21 protein-coding genes are annotated in these 22,351 nt (G+C 71.3%); 18 read left to right on the top strand and 3 right to left on the bottom strand.

All coding sequences use genetic code 11. The features are described 5' to 3' along the window. The first annotated feature begins 16 nt into the window (after positions 1 to 16). From NITAL_RS13115 to NITAL_RS13095, 6 genes are all read left to right on the top strand, one after another. Positions 17 to 1,609 (top strand): recombinase family protein, encoded by a 1,593-nt coding sequence (locus NITAL_RS13115; protein WP_052666695.1) that lies wholly within the window; start codon positions 17 to 19, stop codon positions 1,607 to 1,609. Continuing rightward, positions 1,606 to 1,944, top strand: a complete 339-nt coding sequence (locus NITAL_RS13110; RefSeq protein WP_052666693.1) for a hypothetical protein — start codon at positions 1,606 to 1,608, stop codon at positions 1,942 to 1,944. Before NITAL_RS13115 ends, NITAL_RS13110 begins: the two co-directional genes overlap by 4 nt. 87 nt (positions 1,945 to 2,031) lie before the next feature. Next, positions 2,032 to 2,286 (top strand): hypothetical protein, encoded by a 255-nt coding sequence (locus NITAL_RS13105; protein ID WP_157041812.1) that lies wholly within the window; start codon positions 2,032 to 2,034, stop codon positions 2,284 to 2,286. A gap of 100 nt (positions 2,287 to 2,386) precedes the next feature. Then, complete coding sequence (locus tag NITAL_RS27305; protein ID WP_157041811.1) at positions 2,387 to 2,563, top strand: hypothetical protein; 177 nt, start codon at positions 2,387 to 2,389, stop codon at positions 2,561 to 2,563. A 446-nt stretch (positions 2,564 to 3,009) separates the two neighbouring features. Then, complete coding sequence (locus NITAL_RS13100; protein ID WP_052666690.1) at positions 3,010 to 3,663, top strand: hypothetical protein; 654 nt, start codon at positions 3,010 to 3,012, stop codon at positions 3,661 to 3,663. Between the two features lie 144 nt (positions 3,664 to 3,807). Then, entirely contained in the window at positions 3,808 to 4,662 is an 855-nt protein-coding gene (locus tag NITAL_RS13095) for a hypothetical protein (protein ID WP_052666689.1), read from the top strand. A gap of 990 nt (positions 4,663 to 5,652) precedes the next feature. Here NITAL_RS13095 and NITAL_RS28540 read toward each other — a convergent pair. After that, a complete protein-coding gene (locus tag NITAL_RS28540; RefSeq protein WP_157041810.1) occupies positions 5,653 to 5,874 on the bottom strand; it encodes a hypothetical protein in 222 nt (73 codons plus the stop codon). A 137-nt stretch (positions 5,875 to 6,011) separates the two neighbouring features. After that, entirely contained in the window at positions 6,012 to 6,437 is a 426-nt protein-coding gene (locus tag NITAL_RS13085) for a hypothetical protein (RefSeq protein WP_052666685.1), read from the bottom strand. Between the two features lie 277 nt (positions 6,438 to 6,714). Between NITAL_RS13085 and NITAL_RS13080 the strand changes: the two genes are divergently transcribed. The 3 genes from NITAL_RS13080 (at position 6,715) to NITAL_RS13070 (ending at position 10,211) form a co-directional block, all read left to right on the top strand. Further along, positions 6,715 to 7,404 carry a hypothetical protein gene (locus NITAL_RS13080; RefSeq protein ID WP_169786832.1) on the top strand — a complete coding sequence of 230 codons (690 nt, stop codon included), beginning with the start codon at positions 6,715 to 6,717 and terminating at the stop codon, positions 7,402 to 7,404. A gap of 118 nt (positions 7,405 to 7,522) precedes the next feature. After that, positions 7,523 to 9,196, top strand: coding sequence for an N-6 DNA methylase (locus NITAL_RS13075; protein WP_211262395.1), 1,674 nt, complete (start codon positions 7,523 to 7,525; stop codon positions 9,194 to 9,196). Positions 9,197 to 9,206: 10 nt separating this feature from the next. Then, positions 9,207 to 10,211, top strand: coding sequence for a hypothetical protein (locus NITAL_RS13070; RefSeq protein ID WP_211262394.1), 1,005 nt, complete (start codon positions 9,207 to 9,209; stop codon positions 10,209 to 10,211). 220 nt (positions 10,212 to 10,431) lie between these two features. Here the strand turns inward: NITAL_RS13070 and NITAL_RS13065 are convergent, their stop codons facing one another. Next, positions 10,432 to 10,740 (bottom strand): hypothetical protein, encoded by a 309-nt coding sequence (locus NITAL_RS13065; RefSeq protein ID WP_052666681.1) that lies wholly within the window; start codon positions 10,738 to 10,740, stop codon positions 10,432 to 10,434. Positions 10,741 to 10,925: 185 nt separating this feature from the next. On the opposite strand from NITAL_RS13065, the gene NITAL_RS13060 reads away from it, so the two are divergent. From NITAL_RS13060 to fdh, 9 genes are all read left to right on the top strand, one after another. Further along, a complete protein-coding gene (locus NITAL_RS13060; RefSeq protein ID WP_052666679.1) occupies positions 10,926 to 11,819 on the top strand; it encodes a c-type cytochrome in 894 nt (297 codons plus the stop codon). After that, entirely contained in the window at positions 11,819 to 12,691 is an 873-nt protein-coding gene (locus NITAL_RS13055) for a QcrA and Rieske domain-containing protein (RefSeq protein ID WP_052666678.1), read from the top strand. Before NITAL_RS13060 ends, NITAL_RS13055 begins: the two co-directional genes overlap by 1 nt. After that, on the top strand, positions 12,691 to 14,010 hold the full coding sequence (locus tag NITAL_RS13050; protein WP_052666676.1) for a cytochrome b N-terminal domain-containing protein: 1,320 nt from the start codon (positions 12,691 to 12,693) through the stop codon (positions 14,008 to 14,010). Before NITAL_RS13055 ends, NITAL_RS13050 begins: the two co-directional genes overlap by 1 nt. Next, positions 14,007 to 15,128, top strand: a complete 1,122-nt coding sequence (coxB, locus tag NITAL_RS13045) for a cytochrome c oxidase subunit II (protein WP_052666674.1) — start codon at positions 14,007 to 14,009, stop codon at positions 15,126 to 15,128. The genes NITAL_RS13050 and coxB overlap by 4 nt, the downstream gene beginning before the upstream one ends. A 61-nt stretch (positions 15,129 to 15,189) precedes the next feature. Beyond that, positions 15,190 to 17,154, top strand: a complete 1,965-nt coding sequence (locus tag NITAL_RS13040) for a cbb3-type cytochrome c oxidase subunit I (RefSeq protein WP_083441533.1) — start codon at positions 15,190 to 15,192, stop codon at positions 17,152 to 17,154. Then, a complete protein-coding gene (locus NITAL_RS13035; RefSeq protein ID WP_052666670.1) occupies positions 17,154 to 17,765 on the top strand; it encodes a hypothetical protein in 612 nt (203 codons plus the stop codon). The genes NITAL_RS13040 and NITAL_RS13035 overlap by 1 nt, the downstream gene beginning before the upstream one ends. Beyond that, positions 17,762 to 18,151: a hypothetical protein gene (locus NITAL_RS13030; RefSeq protein ID WP_052666669.1), complete on the top strand. Its 390-nt coding sequence runs from the start codon at positions 17,762 to 17,764 to the stop codon at positions 18,149 to 18,151. The genes NITAL_RS13035 and NITAL_RS13030 overlap by 4 nt, the downstream gene beginning before the upstream one ends. After that, positions 18,148 to 19,029, top strand: coding sequence for a cytochrome c oxidase assembly protein (locus tag NITAL_RS13025; RefSeq protein WP_052666668.1), 882 nt, complete (start codon positions 18,148 to 18,150; stop codon positions 19,027 to 19,029). The genes NITAL_RS13030 and NITAL_RS13025 overlap by 4 nt, the downstream gene beginning before the upstream one ends. 9 nt (positions 19,030 to 19,038) lie before the next feature. Beyond that, the gene (fdh, locus tag NITAL_RS13015; RefSeq protein WP_281175533.1) at positions 19,039 to 22,332 is read left to right on the top strand and encodes a formate dehydrogenase; all 3,294 of its coding nucleotides are present in this window, start codon (positions 19,039 to 19,041) and stop codon (positions 22,330 to 22,332) included. Positions 22,333 to 22,351: the final 19 nt, after the last annotated feature.

Raw genomic sequence — 22,351 nt, 5'->3', positions numbered from 1 at the left:
TCTACCCTTCGTCCTCATGGAGACTTCATCGCCACTCGCTGCCATCTACCGCCGCCTCTCGAAGGACCGAGACGAGCAGACGTCTACCGCGCGCCAGGAGGCTGACTGCCGCAAGGCTGCCGCGGTGGACGGCGCCACGGTCGCTGAGGTCTTCACGGACCTCGTGTCAGGCTACCGAGCCGACGTCGGTCGCCCCGGCTTCGAGAAGGCCGTCTCCTGGGTCACGTCGTCGCCCGGTCGGACGCTCTACGTGTGGAAGCTCGACCGCCTGTCACGCCGAGGCATCGGACAGGTCGGCGAGGTGCTGGACCGCCTGGAAGCCGTCGGCTCTCGCGTCGTCTTCGTCCAGGATGGGCTGGACTCCTCGGTCCAGGGTCACCGCATGGTGATTGCCATCCTCTCGGAGCAGGCACGACAGGAGTCCGCGAACACCTCGACCCGGACGCGTTCCGCATTGGCGCACCGGAAGGCTTCGGGCCTCTGGCCGGGTGGGCGTCCTCCGTACGGCTTCCGCATCGCGACGCGGTCCCTGAAGCCCGGCAACGACCCGGCGTCGTTCGTGGAGACAGACGAGGTGGAGCCCGGACGGCTCGTGGTAGACCCGGAGACCGGGCCTGTCCTCCGCGATGCTGTGGGGCGCATCATCTCGGGTGCGAGCCTCTACGAGGTGACGAAGTGGCTCGTGGAGTCCGGCGCGACCACCGCACGTGGCGGGACGTGGCGGACACAGACGCTCTCAACGCTCCTTCGGTCTCCGGCGCTCGTGGGCTGGTTGCCCGCGAAGAAGGGTGCGACGGAGCCTGCACGTGACCCCGAGACCCGGGAGCCCGTCGTCTGTGGGGAGGCCCTGTTGACGCTGGCGGAGCGTCGCCGGCTCCTCCGGGCTCTGGAGGCGAGGAGCGCGGCCCCGCGTCGAGGGAAGGGGCGGGGGGCCGGCCGCAAGCCGCGCTCGCTCCTGACCGGCGTGGTCCGGTGCGGAGCGTGCGGGTCCGCGATGACGGGAGGCGGCACGCCTCCGAACGAACGGTACGCCTGCGCCTTGCGTGCCACGGGCGGGGATTGCCCGGGGAACACCGTCACTCAGCGCGGGGCGGACGACCACGTGACTCAGCGCGTCCTCTCGCGATGGGCGGCGATGGAGCCGGACGACCCGGTCCTGCTCGATGTCGCTGGCATCTTGCTCGGCCGTCCCGTTGTGGACCCGCTCGGAACGGCCGAGCGCGATGCGCTGGAGGCTGAGTTGGCAGAGCACCAAGCGCGACTCGATGACCTCGCTGCCCTCCGCCTGGACCCGGAGTTCCGCGGCGCAGAGGGCGCCGAGCGGTACGCGAGGTTGCGTGACCCGCTCCTCGACGCCATCGAGCGCACCGCTTCGGCACTCCGGGAGGCGAGGGCGAACGAGCCGGACCTGGGCGCCCTCCTCGACCCCGCGGAGCTTCGCGAAGGCTGGGACTCCCTGAACATCGACGCTCGGCGTGCTGCTCTCGCCGCGAGCATCGACCGCGTGGAGGTGCGGAAGGCCGAGAAGACGGGGCAGCGGTGGGACCCCGAACGCCGGCTCCACATCGTGTGGAGCGAGGCGTCCGCCCCCGAGGAGGTGGCGTCATGACTGACCGTGCGCAGCCCGCGGAGCTGGCCTTCGCCCCGCCGGCCTACGCCTCTCCGGCGCTGGACAGCCCTGGCCGGGTGGCGACCGTCCGCCTGGAACGGGCGGTGGGCTTCCTGGTCCGCGGTGGCGACGGGCTCGCGTGGTGGGGCCTGTACCGGGCGGATGACGAGACCGAGGAGGCCATCGTCCGCGGCATCGTCCGCGACACGCTGCGGACCTGCGCCGCGCGTGGCGACGACCAGGACGCGGCGTGGGATTCCGTCCTCCGCCTGGTGCTCCACGACCCGCCGGCCACGGTGGCGCGGCTGAACACGGTGGCGGCGCTGCTGCGCTGACCGGGACTTCCCGGGCGACCGTCCGGGGACACGCGGTCTCGGAGCTGCTGAACCGGCCCGAGACCAGGACACCGAGAGGAACCCTCGATGACCACGAGCAAGGCTTCTACCGCCGCGGTGCCGTTGACCGCGATGCACTACACGGTCCGCGCTGGCGTGAACGACGCCACGGCGCTGCCCGCGCCTGAGGACGTCTTCGAGACGCTGGAGGACGCGGAGGACGTCGCGGACGGCCTCCTGCGCCGCTGGCGCTTCGAGGACGCGACCGGACGTCCTGGCGCGCTGGCCGTCGTCGCGCACCTGTCCGACGGGAGCCGCCGGCTCGCCGTCACCGTGGACTGACGTCCACGAGGCACCATCGTCCCGGACGCCCGTTCGGAACGGAGTGGCCTCGGCGCCGCTGAACCGACGCCGAGGCCGGGACCACCGAGAGGAACCCTCGATGACCCAGCACGACGCTACTACCGCCGCGCCGCTCTCCTGGGTGGACGCGACCTTCCTGGAGTTGTTCGCCGCCGTCCCGGGCCTGCTCGATGACGTCGCGACCGGCGAGGAGGTGCTCCGCGCTCTCCGCGAGGCTGACGCCCTGGTGACCGCCCTGGAGGTGGCTGACGCCTGACCTCGCGCTCGGCGTTCGAATGGCCCCCGGCGTCCTGCGTCGGGGGCTTCGTCGTGCGGCTTCCTGCCGCTTACGCGCCGACGTCCGGCGTAGGCGGTGTCGAAGTGACGCAAGTGACGCTCTCTCTATTACTTGTATGGAGGTGGTGTGTATGGCGATTTCCCCCTTCCCCCGCTCGTTGACTGGTTCCACGCGGGGTGTGCATCTGGTGGCTCCTTGAGCCCATCTGTGACTCCCCGGCAAGGGGGAAGTCCAGGCGATCGTTTGCCCCCGCTTCATGCCGCACGCCCGTCGCGCGCAGCTCCGAGCGCGTGTGGGTAGCCAGGTCAACGTTAGAGGTGGGAACGGAGCCGCCCGTCGCGAGCTGCTCCGCCCCCGGCCGGCGTCGCTTGTGGTGGGCGGTGCCGGCCGCCCCCACCACAACACACCACGAGGAGCACGCCGCGATGACCTCCCCCTCGCTTGCTGAACGTCTGTACGCCCAGGAGGTCCGCCTCTGGGACCGGGCGCCCTCGCCCTCCGGCGTCTCCCGCTCGGCGCCCTTCGACCTCCTCGCGGTCCTGCGTACCGACGCCCGGGGGCTCTCCGACGTGAACCTCGCCCGCTTCCTGCTGGCCTCCGGGGTGCTCGCCGGTCGGCTGCGTTGGCATCCCGGCGCCGACGTCTGGGAGCGCTCGGTCGGCGGCAGCGACTGGCGCCGCATCGACGGCCGTCAGGCGGAGTGGACGCTGGCGGACCTGGCCGATGCCGCCTGCGCTGCGGTCAAGGTCGGCCCCGGTGACGCGCCCCGCCTGGCAGAGACGCTGAACGCCTTCCAGTCCTCGCGCCGGCTCCGCTCGGTCCTGCGTGTCCTGTCCGGTGTGGACGAGGTTCGCGTCCCGGACGCCGCCGCTTCTACGGGGAGCGCCGCGGAGACCTTCCTCGCTTCCCTGGACGCTGGAGGCTGGACGCTGCGGGGCGCGCTGCACGCCGCCTACACCGAGACAACGACTGACCCTCTCGCCCGGCCGGCGTTCTACCGGCTGGCCCGCGAGGTCCTCGGGCGCGACGTGAAGCGCCGCGGGGAGTGGGGCTGGCCCGTGACGCTCCCGAACTCCTGACCTCGCCTCGGCGCCTTGACGGGCGCCGGAGCCCTCGGGCGGCTCTGCCGTCTGACCCCTTCTCGGCGCCGTCTGGGCGCCGTCGGCGGCCTCGTGCCGTCCTGCCGCTGCGGTCTGCCCGGCCGCCCTGCCCCTGGAGAACCGATGACCACGCACGACGAGAACCCGCTCCTGGCGAGCCTGCTGACTCGCACCCTCCCCGCGCCCTCGCTGCTGACCCCCGAGGCGCTGAAGGTCCGCGCGGTGGTCGCCGCGAACAAGTCCTACGCGGCTGCTGCCGACCGCTTCACCGAGGCGCTGGACGCGGCCGAGGACTGGCCCGCTTGGGCCTACACCGAGGCGGACTACACCCGCCGGGTGGAGGCCGCGGTGGCTGCCGGCGAGCCGGTGACCGAACCCGAACCGAACCGAACCGAACACCTGGCACGGGGACGGCACCTGGCGAAGGTCGCGGAGCGTCTCTTCCGCGAGCTGGAGCCGGCCGCCGCAGCGGTGGACGAAGCCGTCCTGGCGAACCGGGAGACCATCCGGGCCGCGGTGGCCGAGCGGTACGCGGCGGAGGTCCAGGCTGCCGCGGACGCCTTCGAGGCCGCCCGCGTGGCCCGCTCCCGGGCGCTTGGGACCCTGACGTCCCTGCGTGCCCTGGATGCGGCCGGGGTCTACGCCCTGGCGGGACCGTCCCCGTCCTTCGAGACGAAGAACGCCGCTGACGGGGTGGTGTCCCGGCTGGACGCGCCCGTTCACGAGGTCCACTTCTCCGGCGCCGCGAAGCCCAACCGGGCGAGCGACCTGTGGGCCGCGACCGCGGAGACGGTCCGCCTCCTGGACACCTACCGCACCCTCTGCGCTGAGGTGGACCCGGCCCAGGACCCCGTCGTCCTCGCGACCATCCGAGAGGCGCGCGACCGCGACGCGAAGACCGCCACCCTGTACGCCGAGGCCGACGCACGTCGCGCCGCCAGCCTCACCGAACGCAACGCTGAGGTCGCCACGCGCTGACCTCACACCGCTCTACGCGGCCCGCTGCCCGGGCCGCTGAACTCCCTCGGACCGGGTCGGACCGAGGTCCGCGGGCTCCCACGCGGCCGGGTCTTCGAGCCCGGAAGATTGCTCAGGAGACGCTCGCGAAACATCGCGAGCCTGACCGGCGAGGACGGGGAGCCTCGCCGGCTTCAGCTTCCGTCCGGCGCTTCGGCCCGGACGGGCCGGAGAGGAACGCGGGCATCCGCGCGCGAGCCGTGCCCTCGCACGCGGCCTGTCTCCTCTCCGGCGTTACGCGGCGCCTCGTGGCGCCCGGCGGCCGGCGGTGCTGCGGCTCCCTCTCGGGCAGGAGAGGTCTGAGCGCACCCGTCCCGGCCGCCCGCCTTCCTCGCTGCTCGCGCTGCCAGGACGCGCTCGGCGAGGTCACCCGCGCCCTCCCTCACGGGCCTCCTGACCGTGGGGGTGCGGCGCTCCCCGCTGACCCATACGCCCCGAACTGAACCGCGGGGGGCTGCGCGACGGGCTAGGGGGTCCTGCGTGGCCCCATAGGGGGGTCCTTCGCCTCCCCCTGTCGACCTACAGGCCGTCCCCGTGCGCCCGCGTACCTCGCCCTCCTGGCAGGGCTCGACCCGCCGCGACCGCCTTCCGGCTGACTGGAAGGCCCGACGCCTGCGGGTCCTGGTGCGTGATGGGTGGCGGTGCCAGTGGCCGGGGTGCGGGTCCTCCGCGACCGACGTGGACCACGTCGAAGCCGGGGACGACCACCGCGAGACGAACCTTCAGTCCCTCTGTCGCGCTCATCATCTAGCGAAGACGGCGCGTGAAGGCGTTGAAGCTCGAAGACAACGCGCCCGCCGACGGCCCCACGGGGAGCCTCACCCTGGGCTGGTCCCTGGGGCTGGTCGCTGAGGGGTGGGGAGGGCCTCCCCCCTCCCCCCTCCCCGGGGCGTCGGTTGGCATAGCACACGCCCCTGTGTACGGGCATAGGGGGTTCGGGACCGGCAACACCTACGCCGTCAGGAACGTCACGCTCAGGGCGTCCCGGTCTGGTCGCCGCTGGAGGTGCGTGGCTGCCACCTCCTTCATTGTCATGACGCGACCGAGAAGGACGTGCGTGGCCCACGGGTGGACACCCGGAGCTTGCGCTCCAATCACCTCGACGCCCGCATCCCGCAGGCCATCGAGGAAGGCCGCCACGTTGGATGCATCGCCCTTGATTTCGACCGGCACACCGCGCGCAGCCTTCTCTCTTGATTGCGCCCGTATCGCTCGGCGCTCGACCGGTCCTAGCCCTGAACTCCGTCCGGTACTCCTGGGTGGTGGGAGTGGCCGCCCCGGCCGAAAGGGTCGACTAGGAGGCTCCCCGCTCACGAGGCCTCCCGCCAGCTCGCCGTCAACGACGTGTACCCCTGAGCTTCTATGAAGCCGTAGAGCTGAGAGAGGGAGTCCTCTGGGGTTCGGGCGTAGACGGTGACCCAGGTCCCACGTTCCGCGACGTAGGGCAACTCCTTCCCGAAGTGCGGATGGTCCTCGAAAAGCACCCGCTTCACGGCGCGTGGCTTTCGGTACTGAACGTCGACCGCCCCGAGGTCCACCTGGACCACGAAGACCGACTTGTAGCGGGGAACCCTCACGGCCAGGTCCAACGTGCGGACCCGAGCCTCGACTCCGTGGTCTTCGAGGATGCGGACGTGCTGCTCCGCGGGTGCTCGGTCGCGGTAGATGACTAGGTCGGAGCCATCGTCCGCTTCCACTTCGTAGGCGACCTGGGGCTTCTGCGAGTTCTTGACCATCGGAGGGACCTCCATACCGACGGGGCGAGGTTCCGGGCTCTTCAGAACTTGTACCTCCCACCTGCGACACATCCGCGCAACCGCGCACACCACCTGTGGACGACGCTCCCTACCGCTCGCCTTGGAGATTGCCGCTGTGCGCCTTCGCTCCATGCCCCCGCTCAGCTCCGACCAGGAGCGCACCCTCGTCCCGCGAGCGCAGGACGGGGACCAGGCCGCCGTTACCCGGCTCCTGTGCTCGCAACTCCCGTGGCTTCGCCGTGAAGCCCACCGCCGCGTGAGGCTCGCGCCCCGGACCTCGTGGGAGGACCTCGCCTCGGTCGGCGCCATCGCCTTCCTGGAGGCCCTGGAGACCTTCGACCTGGACCGTGGCGTCCGTCTCTACACCCACGCCCGCCGTCCGGTGGAGGCCGCGATGGCGGCCGAGGTCGCGGCTTGGTCCGGCCCGATGCCGGTCCCTGACACCACCTTCCGGAAGGTGGCCGCGGGGCTCCGCAACTCCGGGGACACCGAAGAGGCCGGTGCATCCGTGTGCCGTTCCCGGACCGGGATGGACCCCGAGACCTTCCACGCCGTCCGCGCCGTCAAGCGCTGGGCCGCGAACGAAGCCGTGACGTCCGTAGCCGGTGGTCCGGACCGGCTCGCTCGTTCTGTCCCGGTGACGTACCGGCCGGGGCGCACGTTCCCGGACCCGGTCGTTCGCCTTCTGCTGGACCTGGCGCTCCAGGCGCTTGCTCCGCGTGCTCGCCGCGTGCTGGACCTGACGGTGATGGCCGAGCCCGGCTCCCGGCTGACCGACGTTCAGGCAGGCAGTGTCCTCGGCATCTCCCGGCACACGGTCATGCGCGAGCGGGGGGAGGCGCTCGCTGTTCTCCGCGAGCTGCTCGGAGAGGACTTCCACGCCTACGTCTACCCGCCGCGACGCCGACAACCGAAGCCACGTCCAACAGAGGCGGTGGCCGCCTGACGCGCCCCGGAGGGGCTCCCGTACCACGCGGAGCCTTCTTCGGGGCGCTACTTGCGTTCGGCGGCCGGACCGTCTGCGGTGGTTGGGCGCGTCACCCCCATGCGGCAGACTCCGCGCCATGCTGCCTCCCACGCCATCCGTCGACACCGCTGCGCTCCGGAAGGCTCGGGGTGCGTTCTTCACGCCGGAGCCCCTGGCCCGATACCTAACGGACTGGGCGGTCCGCGAGCCCGCCGACCGCATTCTGGAGCCGTCGTGCGGTGAGGCCGCCTTCCTCCTCGCGGCCGTCGATCGACTTCGAGCCCTTCGCGACGTGGCGGGCTCAGAGGTGACTCCGCACCTCGACGGCGTCGAGTTGCACGAGGCATCCGCGGAGGCAGCTCGGCGGCTTCTCCAGGACGCGGGTGTCGATGCAACGGTCAGCGCGGGAGACTTCTTCACCTTCGAACCGACCGGCGACTACGACGCTGTGGTCGGCAATCCGCCATACGTGCGCTACCAGGAGTTCACGGGCCTCTCGCGGAGCCGGTCGAGGGAGGTCGCGCTGCGTGCCGGTGTGCCGCTGACCAACCTGGCGTCGTCTTGGGCAGCCTTCACGGTGCACTCGGCGCTCTTCCTACGCCGTGGCGGTCGGCTCGCTCTCGTCCTTCCGGCTGAGCTGCTGGCCGTCAACTACGCCGCCGAGGTCCGCCGCTTCCTCCTGAACCGCTTCCGCAGCGTGGACCTCATGTTCTTCCATGAGCGCGTCTTTCCAGCCGCTCAGGAAGAGGTCGTCCTGCTGATGGCCGACGGCTACGGCGAGGGACCCACCGACCACTTCAACGCATTCCAGGCGTGCAACGCCGACGACCTATCTTCCGCGACCGTGGCGCGTCGCTGGACGCCCGCGAGCCCAGAGGACAAGTGGACGCCCTCACTGTTGCCCACCCGCGCCCTACGCACCTACGGCCGCCTCGCCGGCTCGGAGCACTTCACCGACCTGGAAACGTGGGGTGACACCACGCTCGGCATGGTCACCGGTTCCAACCGGTACTTCGCCCTATCGCCGCAACGGGTGGGTGAGCTAGGTCTTCTCGCGCATGACCTCCTTCCGTTGTCGCCGCCCGGCTCTCGACACCTGCGGAAGCTGACGCTCTCCACCGAGGGCCTCACTCGCCTGGGGGACGCTGGCGCGGCGACGTGGCTGTTCCGACCTGACGGCTCACCTTCGAGGCCGGCGCGCGACTACATCGCGGCCGGGGAGCAGACCGGCGTCCATCATGCGTACAAGTGCCGGGTCCGAACCCCGTGGTGGCGCGTGCCCCTACAACGACCGGCGGACCTACTTCTCACGTACATGAACGCGGACACGCCCCGGCTCTGTACGAACCGGGCACGGGTCCATCACCTCAACTCAGTCCACGGCGTCTACTTGAAGGCGGACCTACGTAGGCTCGGCATGGACCTGCTCCCGCTAGCGGCGCTGAACTCGTTGACGCTCGTAGGTGCCGAGACGGTGGGACGTGCCTACGGTGGCGGGATGCTCAAGCTTGAGCCGCGCGAGGCAGACAGGCTCCCCGTCCCTGCCCCTCACGTCCTTGAGTCGGCCCGCCGTGACCTCGCCGCGCTGCGCCCTCGCGTCCTACGACGGCTTGAAGCCGGCGACCTGGGTGCGGCCGTCGACCTCGTGGACCGAACCCTCCTAGTCGACCATCTCGGCGTCAGCGTCCGCGCCGTCAGGGGCCTTCAAGACGCCTACGCAGAGCTGTCGGGCCGGCGGCTCGCTCGCGGAGGGAAGCCTCGTGGCTCGTAGCCCAGACAAGATGAGTGAACTTGAGCCCGCACTAGAGGGCTACGTGTTGGCGGACCCGTGGCTCCACGCACGAGACGAAACCCCGACCTATGGCCCGGACTACGAACTGCTCTCCAAGCTGCTCACTCTGCCCACGAAGGCCGGGGCCGTAAGCGAGAGCGGGGCCTTCGCGAAAGCCACCGACCTGTGGCTGAGCATGGAGCTCCGCCGAGCCGGCTTCACAGACGAGGAGGTCTGGCCGCGGCCAGCCATGCCCCGGGTCCTCCCCGCGGACGTTGCGAAGCTCGTAGCCAAGTTGCCGAAGAACCCGCCGGGTTACCGCGGACTCCGCGACGAGGTCACGCGCCGCGTTGTCGACCTGGCCGACATCACGCCGGCGGACGCTCGCATCCTCGGACGGGCATACGACAAACAGGTGGACGTTTGTATCTCCCGCTGGAAGACGGGACCTGAGCTGCTCGTCAGCACCAAGACCCAGGTCTCCTCCTTCGGCAAGAACCTTCCGAACCGCTTCGAGGAGGCGCTAGGCGACGCAGCCAACCTGCGGGAGCGCCACCCGCTAGCTGCCACGGGCTATCTCTTCGTGCAACGCTCGACCATCCTCGACGACGAGCCCGATGCGTTCGAGCGAACCAAAGACATGGTCCGCAAGCTCCAGGAGACGACAGAGACGCGGGGCTACACCGCTACGGCCCTAGTCCTAGTGGCGTGGGACCACACGGCCGCCGACCCGGTCGTCACCATCGACAACGACCCGGTCCCGACAGACCTACAGGCTGGTCCCTTTCTGCGCCGCCTCATCGAGCAGGTCCTCACCGTCACCCCGGTCACGTATCACACGCGTGTGCGCGAGCGATACGAGCGCCGCGAGCTGGACGTTCCGGACGAGACTGATGAGCAGGCGTCCGACGAGGAGACCGACACGCCAACACTGGACCAGTTCCTGACCGATGACGCCGGCCCAACGGAACCCTTGGCCGCAGAGTCGCCACCACCGACGAGCTTCGAGCGTTAGCCTCGCGGCGCTCCGATGGTCGCCGAGGTCATTCCTCGTCGCGGCCGAGCCGCCCCAGACGACGCCTTCGACGGGTAGAGGCGCGGCGCGTCACCACTTCGTATCGTCTAGCGCACGAAGGTGCGGGTGAAGTAGGTCCGGGGCACGGGAGTTGCTCGCTCGGGTGGGGTGGCCGCCGAGGGTACGCGAGCCGCGCCGCCCGCCCACGCGCCGCGGCGGGTCAGCGGTCGGCGTCGGCGCCCGAGGCGGTCGTGTAGCGGCGGCGGTCCTGGTGGTGCTCGACGAAGTCGTCGTCGACGTGGGTGCCGCGGCCGGTGGCCACGAACGTGAACGCGATGGCACCGACGAGGCCGGCCGAGATCGCCGCGCCCTGTCCGCCGTCCTCGGGCAGCAGGAGGAGCGCCAGAACGGCCGCCAGGAGCCCGCCGTACCCGATCCGGGCACGGGTCTTGTTGCGCCCGATGAAGAGGTAACAGGAGACGGCCACCAGCGGGACACCGAGGATGAGCCAGGTCTGCAGCAGGTTCACGAGGGCGCTCCGCGGGCGACGGCCGGTGGAAGGGCGAGGCTAGCGGCCGGGGGCCGGCGACCCCGAGCCCGCAGCTCCGGCACGTCCCTCCAAACGGGGACATCCCCGTCCGAAGGGACACGTCTGCACCTGGAAGGCCCTCGTCCGCCGGTATTGACTCGGGCCACGTCCACCGTCCAAGACGGGTGCGGTTGACCGGGCGTCGGGGCACGCGAGCGGCGCGCGAGACGGGCAACGAGGCAGCGGAGGCCAGCATCCAGGACCGTCGACGGTGGGGCCGCATCCCCACGGTGGTGGCGTTGGTCGCCATGGTGTGCACCGTCGTGGGTGGGAGCTCGATCGCCAGCGCCCAGGACCGGGCCACCGAGCGCGACGCCGCCCGCACCGAGGTCGTCCGCGGCGGCGAGATCTTCCAGGCCGCCTGCGCCGCCTGCCACGGCGGCCGCCTCGAGGGTGGCCCCGGCCCGGGGGTCATCGACGGCCCGGAGATGACCGAGACCGACATCGCCTACATCGACCTGACGATGCGGACCGGTCGGATGCCGATCGTGGCGCGTGAGGTCGGCATCTACGTCGACCAACTCACCGACGAGCAGCGTGAAGCGGTCATCGCCTACCTGCTCGCTGAGTTCGACCTGCCGGGCCAGATCCCCACCGTGGGCGAGGGCGACGCCGGACGCGGCCAGGAGCTGTACGTCCGCAACTGTGCCGCCTGCCACGGCGCCGCCGGCGACGGCGGCATCGCCGGTGGCGGCAACATCGCGTTCCCGCTGACCGGCCTCGACGGGGTCGCCATCAAGGAGGGCACCCGCGTCGGGCCGTTCACGATGCCGGCGTTCGACGCCGCCATCCTCGACGACGACCAGGTCGACGACATCGTCGCCTACCTCGACCTCGCGTCGGGGGTGGAGCGCAGCTTCGTCGGCGTCGCCGAGATCGACCAGGTCGGTGAGGCGCTGTTCGCCGTCGGGCTCGCGCTGCTGGCCGGCCTCGCGGTCTGGGTCGTGGCGCGCGCCCGCCGCTGGAGTCCCTCGGAACCCGAGGGCTTCGCCCGGACCGAACCCTTCGAGCCCCGCTGATGGCCGGCACCGAACACCCCGACCCCGGGGGTCCCCGCCCGGACCCGACCGACCGCGTGCCCGGTCGGCGGCCGACCGAACCGACCGGCCCGGGAGAACACACCTTCCGCCGGAACTGGTTCCGCGGCTGGGTGGCCGCTGGCCTCGCCGCGCTGCTCGCCTTCATCGTCCTGTGGATCCTCGACGCGGACACCACCGTCCTCGGGCTGGTCGGCACCGCGTCCGGCCTGGCCGCCACGATCGCGATGCACCACCTGGTGGTGACCGGTGACCGGGGCGAGCGCACGATCGCGCGGCCCGCCCCGGTCGACGAGCTGGCGCCGCTGCGCTCACGACGACGCCTGCTCGGTGGTGCGGTGGGCGGCGCCGCGGTCCTCGGGCTCGGTGGCCTCGGCGCGCTGCTGCGCTTCGGTCCGCGGACACCGGAGAGCTCCGACTGGAGCGCGGGCGCGCGGCTCGCCACCCTCGAGGGCACCCCGGTCCGGCCGCAGGACCTGCCGCTCGGCAGCGTGGTCACCGTGTGGCCCGAGGGCGCCGTCGGGCGCGAACTGTCGGCCGTGATGCTCATCCGCCTGCGTCAGGTGCCCGAGCCACCGACCGTCCTCGACGGGGTCGTCGACGACACCCTCATCGCCTACTCGCGCCTGTGCAGCCACGCCGGGTGCGCGGTCGCGCTGTACCGCGACCGCGACCAGGCGCTGTTCTGCCCCTGCCACCAGGCGACGTTCGACGCCCGGCGTGGCGCGCAGCCGGTGTCGGGCCCCGCCTCCCACCCGCTGCCACAGCTGCCGCTCGGGATCGACGACGACGGGTACGTCATCGCCACCGGCGACCTGACCGCGCCGCCCGGTGCCGTCGGAGGGACGGTCTGATGCTGCCCTCCCCCGTCGCCCGTCTGACCGAGAAGCTCGACGCGACCATCGGGCGTGATGCCGAGCGCCCCTCCCTGTGGCCCGTCGGGTTCGGCGCGCTGATCAGCCACGCCGCCATCGTCGCGTTCCTCGTGCTCACCGTCACCGGCCTGGTGCTCACGACCGCCTACCGGCCCTCGACCGAGCTGGTGACCTACACCGGCGCCTCCGAGCTGTACGACGGGCGCGAACTGCCGGCCGCGTTCGCGTCCGTCCTGCGCATCAGCGAGGACCTGCCCGGCGGGCTGCTGCTGCGCCGTCTACACGTCGCCGCCTCGCACGTCTTCCTCATCGCCATCGTCGCCCACCTCTTCCGCGTCCTGGCGACCGGCGCGTTCCGCCGTCCGCGGATGGGCAACCACCTCGTCGGCGTCGGCCTGCTGCTGATCGCGCTCGGGTTCACCTACACCGGCGAGCTGATGCCGTTCTCGCTGGTGGCGGCCTCGAGCCTGCGCATCCTCGAGGCGGTCCTCGGCTCCATCCCCTTCCTCGGCGAGCCGCTCGCCCAGCTGGTGACCGGCGGTGAGCTGCCGAGCGACCGCATCCTGATCGGCGCCTGGTGGCTGCACATCGTGCTGCTACCCGGCGCCTTCACCGGCCTGCTCGCCTGGCACCTGTGGCTGGTGCATCGGCGCACCCCCGCGCTCGAACGGCGTCCCGACGTGGACGTGGACCGCCTGGGGGTCGGGCGGCCGCTGTGGCCGGACGCGGTGGCCCGGTTCGCGCTGCTGACCACCGCGCTGACCACCCTCCTCGTGGCCTCGTCGGTCGCCGTCCCGTGGGCCGACATCGAGCTCGAGGGGCCGTTCATGGCGGCCGAGGCGACCAACTCGGTCCACCCGGCCTGGGCGATGTTCTTCACCACCGGGTCCCTGCGGGTCATCCCCGCGATCGACGTGGTCTTCCTCGGCATGCGCATCACCAACGTCCTCGTGGCGGCCGCGGTCATCCCCGGCATCCTCATCGGGATGGTCGCGCTGTACCCGTTCATCGAGCGGCGGCTGCTGCGTGACGACGCCGAGCACCACGCCCTCGACCACCCGCTGGACGTGCCGATGCGCGCCGGCGTGATGACCTTCATGACGTCCGTGGCGGTGATCCTGACCGCCAGCGCCGGCGTCGACGTGCTGTCGTCGTGGACCCGGATCCCCGTCGAGAGCGTGGTGTGGGCGTTCCGTGCCGGCCTGCTCGTCCTGCCGATCCTGCTGACCATCGCTGCCGTCACCGCCTCACGCCGGCGGGTCGAGCGGTTCCGCACCCGAGCGGAGGCTGCCTCGTGAACCACCCCCGCTCCCCCTCCACGCTGCGTTCCGTCGCGCTGCTGCTCCCCCTGCTGCTGGTCGCCGCGTGCGGCGAGGTGCCCGGCGTCCGCGACTCGACCACCGACACGGTCACCCCGCAGGCCGAGGCCATCGACGGCCTGTTCTGGTTCAGCGTCATCCTCGGCACGGTGATCTGGCTGATCGTGATGGGGCTGCTCGCGGTCCCGATCTGGCGGTCGTGGCAGCGGCGCAAGCGCAGCGAGGCCGCCGAGCAGGTGTACGCGCCGACGGAGCGTGGACCCATCCGCTACGACGTACCGGCCTCGGAGGTCGACGGGCCCATCGCGGTCGCCGACCCCGATCACATCGCCGAGGCGGAGGCCGACCACCGGGTCCGCAGCCGGCTGATCTGGTGGGGCGGCATGATCCTGCCCGCGATCGTCCTGATCGTGCTGCTGGTCTACTCGGCGATCGTCGGCAACGCGGTCGCGCACGTCGAGGAGGACGGCCAGCTCGAGGTCGACGTCATCGGCCACATGTTCTGGTGGGAGGTGTACTACCCGGACGAGGACATCATCACCGCCAACGAGATCGTCGTGCCGGTGAACACCCCGATCCGGTTCAACCTCACCACCGAGGACGTGATCCACAGCTTCTGGATCCCGCGCCTGCACGGGAAGATGGACATGATCCCGGGGCGCACCAACATCTTCACCTTCGAGGCGAACCAGACCGGCAGCTTCCGCGGCAACTGCGCCGAGTTCTGCGGTATCGCGCACGCCCAGATGGTCGCCTACGTCCACGTGGTCGAGCAGGACGAGTACGACGCGTGGGTGGCCGGCCAGCAGGAGCCGGGCCAGAGCGTCTCGGCGGCCGGTGAGGAGGTCTTCCTCGGGGCCGGGTGCGCCGCCTGCCACGCCGTCGACGGCACCTCGGTCGCCCGGGTCGGGCCTGACCTCACCCACCTCGCCTCCCGCCAGATGCTGGCCGGTGGGATCGTCCCGAACACGCGCGACAACCTCGCCACCTTGATCGTCGAACCGCAGACCCTCAAGCCTGGGATCCCGATGCCCGCCACGCGCCTGACCGACACCGAGCTCGAGGACCTCCTCGACTACCTGGAGGGGCTCGAGTGAGCGGCGCCGTAGGCCCCCAGTGGGTTGTTCAGGGGCAGCAGGCGGTCTCGGAGGTGCGGACATGACGACGACGGCGCCGCCGCCTCCCTCGTCACGGCCGGGTGAGCCGGACATCGAGCTGCTGAACCGCGTGTGGGGATCCAAGCCCGGGCTGATCGGCTGGATCGGTCAGTGCAACCACAAGGCGGTCGGCCGGCGGTTCATCTTCACCAGCTTCTTCTTCCTGATGCTCGGTGGCCTGCTCGCGATGCTGATGCGCCTGCAGCTGATCGGGCCCGACAACGACGTGATGGGGCCGGACGGGTTCAACCAGCTGTTCACCATGCACGGGACCATCATGATGTTCCTGTTCGTGGTGCCCATGCTGGAGGGCTTCACGATCTACCTCGCGCCGTTGCAGCTCGGGGCGCGCGACATGCCGATGCCGCGGCTGAACGCCTTCGGGTACTGGGGCTTCCTGCTCGGCGGGATCTTCCTGCTGTCCAGCTTCGTGGTCGGCGCGGTCCCCGACAGCGGGTGGTTCGCCTACGTCCCGCTGACGCGCGACGAGTTCTCCCCCGGGCTGAACCTCGACTTCTGGCTGCTCGGGGTCACCATGCTCGAGATCTCGGGCATCGCGGCGTCCATCGAGGTGGTCGTCCTGGTGATCAAGTTCCGGGCCGCCGGGATGGCGATCAGCCGCATGCCGGTGTTCGTGTGGTCGTCGCTGATCGTCGCGATCATGATCCTGTTCGCGTTCCCGCCCCTGGTCGCCGGCACGATCCTGCTCGAACTGGACCGCAAGATGGGCACGGTCTTCTACGACGCGGCTGCGGGCGGCGATCCGCTGCTGTGGCAGCACCTGTTCTGGTGGTTCGGCCACCCCGAGGTCTACATCCAGCTCATCCCGGCGGTGGGGATGGCGGCCGCGATCATCACCGTGATGGCACGGCGTCGCCTGGCGGGCCGCACCCTCTACATCGGGGCGACGATCGCGATCGGGATCCTGTCGTTCGGGCTGTGGGTCCACCACATGTACACCACCGGCATCCCGATCCTGGCGACCTCGCTGTTCACCGCAGCGAGCTTCATGATCGCCATCCCGTCCGGCGTCATCGTCATGTGCTTCATCGGCACGATGTGGTGGGGCCGGATCGTCTGGTCGACCCCGATGCTGTACGTCGCCGGGTTCGTGTTCGTGTTCGTCGCGGGCGGCATCACCGGTGTGATGGTCGCGATGGTGCCCTTCGACTGGCAGGCCCACGACACCTACTTCGTGGTCGCTCACTTCCACTACGTGCTGGTCGGCGGTTCGCTGTTCCCGATCCTGGCCGGCCTGCACTTCTGGATGCCGAAGCTGACCGGCCGGATGATGGGCGAGGGGCTCGGCAAGGCGGCCTTCGTCCTCAACTTCATCGGCTTCAACGTCGCGTTCATGCCCCAGCACTGGCTCGGCCTCTTCGGGATGCCGCGCCGCATCTGGACCTACGAGGAGGGGCTCGGCTGGGACGGGCTGAACCTGATCTCCTCCCTCGGCTCGTTCGTCATGGGCATCGGGATGTTGCTGTTCGCCATCAACATCATCAAGGCCAACTGGCCCGGGGGGACGCCGGCACCGGACGACCCCTGGGGTGGTGACACCCTCGAGTGGGCGACCGCCTCCCCGGCTCCCAACTACAACTTCGTGGGCACCATGCAGGTCGCCTCGCCCGAGCCGCTGTGGGACACCGAGTCGGTCCTCGGCCACGAGCACGTGACCGGCGACGGGAGGGTGCGGACCGACCCACCGCACGAGAAGCCCGAGTGGCAGGAGCGCCTCGACCACCCGGTCGAGCGCCTGCGCGAGACCATCGCGACCTCCGGCCTCGACGCCGAGCCGGATCACATCGTGACCCTGCCGGGCCACTCGTTGTGGCCGCTGTGGTGCGCGGTCGCGATCGCGATCGCCCTCGTCGGGGTCCTGGTCGACTCGTTCGCGCTCGGCTTCGTCGGCCTGTTCGGCATCATCGGAGCCACGGTGACGTGGCTGTGGCCGGGGGTGGAGTAGTGCCAGCGACCCGTTCCCGTACCGCACACCCGGTCGTCGACCCGACCCGCGGGCTGACCATGGGCATGTGGGGGGCGATCCTGCTCCTCATCGTGCTCACCACGGGGCTGGTCGGCGTGGCCGCGGCCGGGCTGTACCTGCACACCGGCCAGCCCGCCTGGCCGCCGCCACCCCTGGAACGGCCGGGCTCGTGGCCCGCCGTCATCGCCGTCGCGCTGGCGATCGCCGGCAACGTCGCGGCCACCGCCGCCAACCTCCGGCTCCGCGCCGACGCACGTCCCGCCCCCTCGCTGCTGCTGCTGGTCAGCGGCGTGCTGCTGACCACCTCCGTGGTGGTCCTCGGCAGCGACATCGCCGCCACGCCGTTCCACTGGGCCGACCACGCCTACGCGTCCGTCTACGTCGTCCTCACCGCGATCGCCGCGTCGCTGGTCGGTGTCAGCGTGCTGATGGTCGCCGCGGTGCTCGTGCAACGCCTGGTCGGCGTGGTCGACAGCGGCCGGATGCTGGAGGCCGACATCACGGTGGTCTACCTGTGGTGGGCCGCGCCCGCTGCGGCGGTGCTGCTCGGTGTGGTGCACCTCCTGCCGGACCCGGGAGGTGGCCTGTGACGCTCTCGATCACCCCCACCGAGGACCACCGGACCATCCCGCGGCGGTTCGACGCCGTCCTCGGCGGGCCGGTGTGGTGGGGGGTGCACCTCGGTGGCACCTACTGGCTGGTGCCCCGCGCGTGCGCCTGGGGAACCGACCTGCCGCTGCACGCCCTGACCATCGCCATGGCGCTGCTGTGCGGACGGGCGTGGCTGTCGGGCGTCCAGGTCCTGCGCGGCGCACGCCTCGCCGACCCGGCCATCGACCGCTACGCGCAGCGTGACGTCTTCATCGGCTGGATGGGCATCCTGCTCGCGACCATCTTCGGGGGCGTCACGGTCTTCGAGGGCCTGCCCGCCTTCTTCCTCGATGCCTGCGCGATGACGCCGACGCACGGCCCGTGATCGCCACGGTGTTCGCGCACAACGCCGTCGACCTCGCGGCGCTCGCCGGGCTGGCCGGGGTGACGGCCTGGTACCTGCGGGGTGCCGCCCGCAGGAACGCGGTCGGGGTCGCCACGCCGCGCCGGACCGTCGCCTTCCTCGCCGGCGTCGGCGTCACCCTCGTCGCGGTCGCCGGCCCGATCCCCGGGTGGAGCGAGCACCTGCTGTGGGTGCACATGGTCCAGCACCTGCTGCTGACGGTGGTCGCCGCGCCCCTGTTCGCCCTGGGCTCCCCGGTGGCGACGCTGCGCTTCGGCCTGTCCCCCACCTCCCGCAGCACCGTGGCCCGTTGGTCACGGACGACGCGGCGGTGGCGCCGCGGTGTCGGTGACCCGCCGCCGCTGATGGTGGCCACGGTGGTCCACATCGTCCTGCTCTGGGTGTGGCACGCCCCGTGGCTGTACGACCTCGCCGTGCGCAACACCTTCGTCCACGCGCTCGAGCACATCGCCTTCCTCGGTAGCGCGGTGTGGGTCTGGATCGAGATCGTCGCCACGGCGCGTCGCAACCGCCGTGCGCAGGCCCTGGCCACGTTCGCCTGCTTCGCCCTGATCGTGACCGGCGGCGTGCTCGGCGCGCTGCTGACCTTCGCGAGCCGGTCGGTCTACGAGGTGTACACCGGCGCCGGCGGTCTGACCGCCCTGGAGGACCAACAGCTCGCGGGTGCGCTGATGTGGGTCCCTCCGAGCTTCGTCTACGCCGTGGTGGCGCTGCGCCGGTTCACGTCCTGGCTGCGGCGGACCGAACAGGAGCTGCGCGCCCGTGAGCAGCAGCGGCGAGCCACCACGGTCGCCCGTCCGACGGCCGACGACCCCCCACGGCCGGCCTCCCGACCCTAGGGTGGGGTCATGGGACTCCGCGAGCTCCTCCCTCTCTGGCCCGTGGCCCGCCAGCTCCTGGGCGAGGACCGGACCGCCGTCGGCGCGGCCGCCCGCTCGCCCGTCACCGAGGCGTTGACGCCACGCACCGACGAGGCCGACGAGGTCGTAGCCTCCATCTGCCCCTTCTGCGCCGTGGGCTGTGGTCAGCGGGTCTTCGTCCAGGACGGCGAGATCACCCACATCGAGGGCGATCCCGACAGCCCGATCTCGCGCGGGCGGCTGTGTCCCCGCGGGTCGTCGACCCGGGAGCTGGTCACCGGCCCCGCGCGCGAGCTGACCGTGCGCTACCGGCGCCCCGGCGGGACCGACTGGGAGGACCTCGACCTCGACACGGCGATGGACATGATCGCCGACCGGGTGATCGCCGCCCGCGACGACGGCTGGGAGGAGGCTGACGAGCACGGCTCCCCCCTCCGGCGCACGATGGGGTTCGGCAGCCTCGGCGGCGCCGCCCTCGACAACGAGGAGAACTACCTGCTCAAGAAGCTGTTCACCGCGCTCGGCGCGATCCAGATCGAGAACCAAGCGCGGATATGACACAGCTCCACGGTCCCGGGTCTCGGGACCAGCTTCGGTCGCGGTGGCGCGACCACCTACCCCCAGGACCTGGTGAACAGCGACTGCATCGTCCTGATGGGCTCGAACATGGCCGAGAACCACCCGGTCGGCTTCCAGTGGGTGGTCGAGGCCAAGGAGCGCGGCGCGAGGGTCGTGCACGTCGACCCGAGGTTCACCCGCACCAGCGCCCTGGCGGACACGTTCGTGCCGATCCGCCCGGGGACCGACATCGCCTTCCTCGGCGGGCTGATCCGCTACGTGCTCGAACACGGGGCGGAGCTGCGTGAGTACGTGGTGGCCTACACCAACGCCTCCCACATCATCGCCGAGGGGGTGCAGCTGCCCGACGACGCGGCCGGCTACTTCAGCGGCTGGGACCCGGATGCCGGCGGTTACGACGACACGACGTGGCGGTACGCGGGCGAGGGCCCGCACGTCCACGCCGCCGCCGGCGCGCGGCACAACGACGTCCCCGGTGACGACCCGTTCCGAGGTGGCGACCCCGAGCACCACGCGGAGGGTGGCGAGGCGTTCGAGGGCGGTTCGATCGGGGGCGTCGGCGACATCGAGCGTGACGAGACCCTCACCCACCCACACTGCGTCTTCCAGCTGCTCCGGCGCCACTACTCGCGGTACACCCCCGAGACCGTGGCCGACGTGTGCGGCATCCGCGAGGACCAGTTCCTGGCCGTCGCCGAGGCCCTGTGCGCCAACTCCGGTCGTGACCGCACGTCGGCGTTCGTGTACTCGGTCGGCTGGACCCAGCACACCGTCGGCGTGCAGTACATCCGTGCGGCGTCGATCCTGCAGCTGCTGCTCGGCAACATCGGCCGTCCCGGTGGCGGCATCCTGGCGCTGCGCGGCCACGCCAGCATCCAGGGATCGACCGACATCCCGACGCTCTACGACCTGCTGCCGGGCTACCTGCCGATGCCGATGGCGGGCCGGCACGACACCCTCGACGACTACGAGCGGCGCACGACCGCCGCCAAGGGGTACTGGTCCAAGGGCCGCACCTTCCTGGTCAGCCTGCTGCGCGCCTGGTACGGCGAGCACGCCCTCGCACGCGACGACTTCGGGTTCGGCTACCTGCCGCGGATCACCGGCGACCACTCGGTCTACCCGACCACGCTGGACATGTTCACCGGGAAGGTGAAGGGCTACCTGCTGTTCGGTCAGAACCCGGCGGTCGGGTCGGCGAACTCGCGGCTGCACCGGCTGGCCTACGCGTCGCTCGACTGGCTGGTGGTCCGCGACCTGACGATGATCGAGTCGGCCACGTTCTGGAAGGACGGCCCGGAGGTCGAGACCGGCGAGCTGGTGCCCGAGGACATCGGCACCGAGGTCTTCTTCCTGCCCGCCGCCGCGCACGTGGAGAAGGACGGCACGTTCACCAACACCCAGCGGCTGCTGCAGTGGCACCACGCGGCGGTCGAGCCGAAGGGTGATGCGCGCAGCGACCTGTGGTTCGCCTACCACCTCGGTCAGCGGGTCCGCAGCAAGCTGCTGGCCCGTTCGGGTGGGCAGCCAGCCGACCGCGACCTGCCGCTGCACCACCTGACGTGGGACTACCCGACCGAGGGGCCGCACGACGAGCCGTCCGCCGACGCGGTCCTGCGCGAGATCAACGGGTGGGACGCCGACGGCGAACCGCTGGCGAGCTTCAACGACCTCGCCGCCGACGGGTCGACCGCCTGCGGCTGCTGGATCTACGCCGGTGCGTACGCCGAGGGCGTCAACCGGACGGCCCGCCGGACCGCCTGGACCGAGATGGGACCGGCCGCCCAGCAGTGGGGGTGGGCGTGGCCGAACGACCGCCGGATGCTCTACAACCGCGCGTCCGCCGACCCGGCCGGCCAGCCCTGGTCCGAGCGCAAGCGGTACGTGTGGTGGGACGAGGACCAGGGACGTTGGACGGGTCTGGACACACCGGACTTCGCCCCGACGATGCGGCCGGACCACCAGCCGGACGAGGACGCGACCGGGGTCGAGGCGCTCGGAGGTCACGACCCCTTCCTGATGCAGGCCGACGGCAAGGGCTGGCTGTGGGCGCCGGCGGGACTGGTCGACGGACCGTTGCCGATGCACCACGAGCCGTTCGAGTCACCGGTCGACAACGCGCTGCACCCCGTGCGCGTGAACCCGCTCGCCGAGGACCTGCCCCACGAGCACAACCCGCACAACCCGGTCGGCGACCAGCCTGGCGCCGACGCCTACCCGTACGTGTCGACCAGCTACCGCATCGCCGAGCACCACACCGCGGGCGGCATGAGCCGGTTCGGGACCCGCCTGGCCGAGCTGGCCCGTGAGATGTTCGTCGAGGTGCACCCCGAGCTCGCTGCCGAACGGGGGCTGACCCACGGCGGGTGGGCCACCATCATCAGCTCACGGACCGCGATCGAGGCCCGGGTCCTGGTGACCGAACGGATCGCGTCCCTGATGGTCGGCGGACGAACCGTGCACCAGGTGGGGCTGCCCTACCACTGGGGTCCGAACGGCACCGCCCCCGGGGACGCGGCCAACGACCTGTACGCGATCGCGTTGGATCCCAACGTGCACATCCAGGAGGTCAAGGGCGCCACCTGCGACGTGCTCCCCGGCCGCCGGCCACGCGACGCGGGCCTCAGGCGCCTGGTCGAACGACACGCCGCGCAGCCGGACGTGGTCCGTGCCGAACGCCGAGCGAGCGAGGCGACACCGTGACGCACTCGAGCCACAGCAG

The sequence above is a fragment of the Nitriliruptor alkaliphilus DSM 45188 genome (assembly GCF_000969705.1).
In the GTDB taxonomy this organism is placed as follows: domain Bacteria; phylum Actinomycetota; class Nitriliruptoria; order Nitriliruptorales; family Nitriliruptoraceae; genus Nitriliruptor; species Nitriliruptor alkaliphilus.
This window is presented reverse-complemented; position numbering and strand designations above follow the sequence as displayed.